Raw genomic sequence first — 4,093 nt, forward strand, 5'->3', positions numbered from 1 at the left:
GGCCCGTCACGGGCCGGCGCCATTCCCTCTTGCCCTGCCCCGCCTGAATCCCTGGAGTCCCCATGGCCCGTCCCTCCCGTCCCCGGCGCCGCGCCGCAACCGTCCTGGCCGCCGGCGCCAGCCTCATCCTCGCCCTCTCGGCATGCAGTCCCTCATCCGGCACGGCGGCAACCTCCCCCGCCGGCACCGGCAGCGGCCTGCCTGACGCCCATGTTCACGGGCTGAGCGTCAGCAGCGAAACCGGCCAGGTGCTTCTGGCCACGCACGATGGCCTGTTCGACGTCACGAAACAACCAGCCACCAAAATCGGCGCCACCAACGACCTGATGGGTTTCACCGGCGGCACGGACCACGGCGTCCTCTACGCATCCGGACACCCCGGGGAAGGCTCCAGCCTTCCCAATCCGATCGGGCTGATCAGATCCACCGACGCCGGCAAAACGTGGGAACAGCTCTCCCGCCAGGACGAATCCGACTTCCACGCGCTCACCGCGACCAAATCCGGAATCGTCGGCTTCGACGGCGCACTGCGCACCAGCCCGGACGGAAAAACGTGGACCACGGTGGCCACCGATTTCGTCCCGGCCGTCCTCGCCGGTAACCCCACCAGCGACACTGTCCTGGCAACCACTCCACAAGGGAGCCGTCGCTCAACCGACGGCGGTAAAACCTGGACCATGGCGGACTCCGGACCCGTGGTCCAGTTCGCCGCCTTCGCCAGCCCCGCCGAGGCGGTGGGAGTAGAACCGGACGGGACGGTCCACACCTCGGCGGACGCCGGGGCGACCTGGATCCGAAAGGGCAAAATCCAGGAAACGGTCCAGGCTGTGGCGGCCGTGAAGGGCGCGGATGCACAGCTGGCGATCTGGGCCGCCACTGCCGCCGGGCTCGTCGTCTCCACCGACGGCGGAATGACGTTCCGTTCCGCCAACGCCCCCTGACCCCTCGATGCGTGACCCGATCATGGTCCTCTTCGGGGGATCCATCGTTTCCGCCGCCATAGCGCTCTGGATGGCCCTGAACCGACCGGGACGGAAAAGCGCCCGGCCCCGTCCGGAGACCACCCCGGCCAGACGGACAGTGCGCCGCTGGGAACTGACCGGCTGCATCCTGCTGGCCGCGGCCGGTCTGGACGTTGCCGCCTTATACGGGATCGGCACATCCTCCTGCGCCCGTGGCAGCGTCACCGTGGAGCTCGGGCTTGCCATGATGGTCCTCGCCGTCGTGTGGTCCATCTTCCGTGACGAGGTCCTCCGGTACCAGCTCTGGCTCGGCGCCGCACTCTACGGCCTTCCGAGGCCGGCGGAGCCTGCCCAGGTCAAAGCGGCCGAATACATCGGAGTGTTCCTCCGCCTGCTGCTCTGTCTTCTGGGTCTGATCACCGTGCTGGCCGGATTGATACTTCGCTAGCCTGCGTGGCCCCGGTCCGAGTCCTGAGGAGCGAAGTCCGGCGGTCCGGGACCGCATATAGAACGCACGACCATATACCCCCACGGGTATTAGGGTGTAGCCTCGAAAGTGATCACGCAGGCCGGTCGTACCGGTTTCGCGGGATAAGGAGACGGGTAATGATGGGTGGATATGGATCAGGCATGGGCTGGACCTGGATGTTCTGGCTGCTGCTGATTGTCGGGGTCCTGCTGCTTGCCGGCCTGGGGATATGGTTCTTCTCGGTCGCAAGGCGCCGCGGCGGACCCGCAGGCTCTCCTGACGGCGGGGGCGCCGGGCTTGCGGGCAGTGGAGGCACACCCCGGGAGATCCTGGATGAACGCTTTGCCAGGGGCGAGCTGACCGCGGAGGAGTACCAGGAACGTCTCAAAATCCTCAAGGGCGACAATTGATGCGGCCTGTCCGCCGACGCACTGCCCTCATTCTGGGGGGTGCCGGAACCGCAGCCGCGCTGACGGGCGCGGCAGGCCTGTTGTGGGGCTCCGAAGCCGGGTACCAGTCGGCGGCCGGACAGGCCCTCAGTGAACCCGAGGTCCTCCGCAGCAGCAGCGGAATGCTCCAGGTGCACCTGAGAGCGGCGCCGGGTCAGGCAAGGATTGCCGGCACGAATGCCACCGTGTTGACCTACAACGGGTCGGTGCCCGGCCCGACGATGTTCCTGAGGCCTGGTGACCGGGTGAACGTGACGTTGGAGAACGGCCTGCGGGATCCGACCAACGTGCACGTCCACGGCCTGCACGTCTCCCCGCAGGGCAACAGCGACAATGTGCTCCTCTCCGTTGACCCCGGGACGTCCTTCGAGTACGAATACCGCCTCCCCGCGGACCACCCGCCCGGGGTGTACTGGTACCACCCCCACCACCATGGCATGGTCGCCGACCAGGTCTTCGGCGGACTGTACGGTGCCATCATCGTTGAGGATACGCACCCTGTACCGGTCTCACGGGACCGGGTCATGGTCATCTCGGACATCTCGCTGAACAGCGACGGAAGCATCGTTGCGGTGTCGGCGATGGAGAAAATGATGGGCCGGGAAGGCAGCCTGGTTCTGGTCAACGGCCAGTTAAACCCGCGACTTTCGGCTAAACCGGCAGAGCGCGAGCGGTGGAGGATCATCAACGCCTGCACCGCCCGGTACCTGAAACTGCGCCTGGACGGCCAGCGCCTGCAGCTGCTTGGACTCGACTCCGGCCGCTATCAGAACCCCCGGGACGTTGAGGAGGTGCTGCTGGCTCCAGGCAACCGGGCAGACCTCCTCGTCACCGCGGCCACCGGCACGGCCGTGCTGCGCACCCTCCCGGTGGACAGGGGAAGCGCAGGATCCATGATGGGCGCCAGCACCGGAGGCCAACAGGCCCAGGCCGACCCCAACGGGACCGTCCTGGCCACTTACTCGGTCAGCGGCGAACCGGTCCCGTCCGCGGAGCCGCTCCCGGCCCAGCCGGCAGCCCGGGATCTGCGGTCCGCTGCGGTCACGGCACGGCGCGAGCTGACCTTCGCCATGGGCATGGGCATGGGCATGGGGTCGGGAATGAGGTTCACCTTTAACGGCAAACCGTTCGACCCGGCCCGGGTTGATACCACCGTCCCGGCCGGGGCCCTCGAGGAGTGGACGCTGACGAACACGAGCCCCATGGACCACCCTTTCCATCTGCACGTATGGCCCATGCAGATCATCGAAACGGCCAGCGGGCCCGTGGCCGACCCCGAGTGGCAGGATGTGGTCAACGTCCCGGCCCGCAGCAGCGTGCGCGTCCGGATCGCGTTCGATGATTTCACCGGCAGGACCGTCTACCACTGCCATATCCTCGACCACGAGGACAGCGGCATGATGGGCCTCATCGAATCCCGGTGACACCGCGATGCGGCGTCATTGACTCACAGCCAAACCCAATGAAGGAGCATAACCATGAGCTACGCACACACCATCACCGTCGCCCTGCCGTACGAGGAAGCGGTGCGCCGGACAAGGGAGGCACTCCAGGGCCAGGGCTTCGGGGTCCTCTCCGAAATCGATGTCCGCTCAACCTTTGAGGCCAAGCTCGGGGTGGAGAGCGGACAGGCCCTGGGCGACTACCTCATCCTGGGCGTCTGCAATCCCGCCCTGGCCCAGCGCGCTCTCACCGCGGAACCGGACATGGGCCTGCTCCTTCCCTGCAACGTCGTCATCCGGCGCGGCAACGACGCCCATTCGACCGTCATCCAGACGATCGACCCGCAGACAATGGTCAAGCTCAGTGATGCCCCGGCCGTCGCCCTGGTCGCCGGCGAAGCCGATGACCGGCTCCGGGCCGCGCTGAAAGAGCTCCAAACCACCTGAGACCCGGCCGGCCTCCGGACCGGAGCCTCATGGGAGGCGAAAAGGCACCGTTGTGTCCTCGCGCGCATCGGAGCATGGCTGGCCGCCGTCGGCCCCCGATGCAGACTGTATATACCCGCCGGGGCTTTGGGCACTGTTCCGGGAAGCGGGCCCAACGTAGTTTCACAGGAGGAGGTCTGATCATGATGTATGGCTGGGACGGAAATGGCTGGGGTATCGGCGCGTGGGTAGCCATGGCCGTGTTGATGCTGATTTTCTGGGGCGGAGTAGTCACTGTCGTTGTGCTCCTGCTCCGGCGTCCCCATCCGGGTGAGGGACCGGCCG

Annotated in this window: 5 protein-coding genes; all 5 read left to right on the forward strand. The window is 66.8% G+C overall.

Translation table 11 applies throughout. The features are described from left to right. Positions 1-62 precede the first annotated feature (62 nt). The 5 genes from QCD75_RS21585 to QCD75_RS21605 all read left to right on the forward strand — a co-directional run bounded on the left by QCD75_RS21585 (position 63) and on the right by QCD75_RS21605 (position 3,769). Positions 63-941, forward strand: coding sequence for a F510_1955 family glycosylhydrolase (locus tag QCD75_RS21585; protein WP_301231573.1), 879 nt, complete (start codon positions 63-65; stop codon positions 939-941). Between the two features lie 7 nt (positions 942-948). After that, positions 949-1,410: a hypothetical protein gene (locus tag QCD75_RS21590; RefSeq protein WP_301231574.1), complete on the forward strand. Its 462-nt coding sequence runs from the start codon at positions 949-951 to the stop codon at positions 1,408-1,410. A gap of 158 nt (positions 1,411-1,568) precedes the next feature. Further along, positions 1,569-1,841 carry an SHOCT domain-containing protein gene (locus QCD75_RS21595; RefSeq protein ID WP_301231576.1) on the forward strand — a complete coding sequence of 91 codons (273 nt, stop codon included), beginning with the start codon at positions 1,569-1,571 and terminating at the stop codon, positions 1,839-1,841. Further along, complete coding sequence (locus QCD75_RS21600) at positions 1,841-3,304, forward strand: multicopper oxidase family protein (RefSeq protein ID WP_301231577.1); 1,464 nt, start codon at positions 1,841-1,843, stop codon at positions 3,302-3,304. Before QCD75_RS21595 ends, QCD75_RS21600 begins: the two co-directional genes overlap by 1 nt. A 54-nt stretch (positions 3,305-3,358) precedes the next feature. After that, complete coding sequence (locus QCD75_RS21605) at positions 3,359-3,769, forward strand: DUF302 domain-containing protein (RefSeq protein ID WP_301231579.1); 411 nt, start codon at positions 3,359-3,361, stop codon at positions 3,767-3,769. Positions 3,770-4,093 lie beyond the last annotated feature (324 nt).

This window comes from Arthrobacter sp. PsM3, from assembly GCF_030433895.1.
Lineage (GTDB): Bacteria > Actinomycetota > Actinomycetes > Actinomycetales > Micrococcaceae > Arthrobacter.

Coding starts and splice junctions, on each gene's coding strand:
- QCD75_RS21590 (WP_301231574.1), top strand. CDS start 949: ATGCGTGACCCGATCATGGTCCTCTTCGGGGGATCCATCGTTTCCGCC.
- QCD75_RS21600 (WP_301231577.1), top strand. CDS start 1,841: ATGCGGCCTGTCCGCCGACGCACTGCCCTCATTCTGGGGGGTGCCGGA.
- QCD75_RS21585 (WP_301231573.1), top strand. CDS start 63: ATGGCCCGTCCCTCCCGTCCCCGGCGCCGCGCCGCAACCGTCCTGGCC.
- QCD75_RS21605 (WP_301231579.1), top strand. CDS start 3,359: ATGAGCTACGCACACACCATCACCGTCGCCCTGCCGTACGAGGAAGCG.
- QCD75_RS21595 (WP_301231576.1), top strand. CDS start 1,569: ATGATGGGTGGATATGGATCAGGCATGGGCTGGACCTGGATGTTCTGG.